Here is an 815-nt window from a genome sequence, read left to right on the forward strand (position 1 = left end):
AATGCGCCCGATGCGCCGTTTCTATTGTCGCTGCAGCCTTTTCTGAAGGGCTTCACCGTGTTTTATTGGGCCACCGGCACCTGGTGGATTCCGATGCTGGTGCTGCTGAGCATCTGGCGCCATGTCTACAAGCGCTTTGCGCTGCGCTACGACCCCTTGTACTGGGGGGCGGTGTTTCCGCTCGGGATGTACGCTGCCTGTACCCAGCAGTTGCTACGCGCCATGGATTTTGGCTTTCTGGCATTTTTGCCACCCTTTTTCTTGACCGTGTCGCTGGCGGCATGGAGTCTGACCTTTGCGGGCCTGCTGTTCGATCTGCTGCGCCGTTTTGGACTGCTGCGCGCGCCCGGCAGCGCCACTCCCACCCCTTCGTGAACCCAGGACATTCACCATGGGCCACCTGCGCACCCGCGCCGTCCTNTTTCTTGACCGTGTCGCTGGCGGCATGGAGTCTGACCTTTGCGGGCCTGCTGTTCGATCTGCTGCGCCGTTTTGGACTGCTGCGCGCGCCCGGCAGCGCCACTCCCACCCCTTCGTGAACCCAGGACATTCACCATGGGCCACCTGCGCACCCGCGCCGTCCTCGCTGGCCAGCATTCCAAGCCGCGCACGGGCAGCATCACGACGCGCGATGGCGCAAGGCCCGGTGTTGCACTGCGGCACCGCTACCGCCGCTTTGCCAACCCCACGGTGGCGGCGCTGATGGCCTTGCCTGCGCATGGCGCCCGTGCGCGGGCGAGAATGCGGTCTTTTTGCCGCCAGCGATCGCTTCATCCATGCCCCTTGCACCCCTGTTCCGCATCCACCTGCGCGGC

General features: G+C 64.6%; 1 protein-coding gene and 1 pseudogene. Both read left to right on the top strand.

The genetic code is table 11. The features are described 5' to 3' along the window. A pseudogene (locus QZH66_RS17340) lies at nt 1–375 on the top strand (C4-dicarboxylate ABC transporter); the annotation flags it as partial. Nucleotides 376–555: 180 nt separating this feature from the next. Then, on the top strand, nt 556–815 hold a 260-nt coding region (locus QZH66_RS17345; RefSeq protein ID WP_305807084.1), incomplete at its 3' end, for a hypothetical protein.

It is taken from the genome of Stenotrophomonas sp. YIM B06876, from assembly GCF_030711595.1.
In the GTDB taxonomy this organism is placed as follows: Bacteria; Pseudomonadota; Gammaproteobacteria; order Xanthomonadales; family Xanthomonadaceae; genus Stenotrophomonas.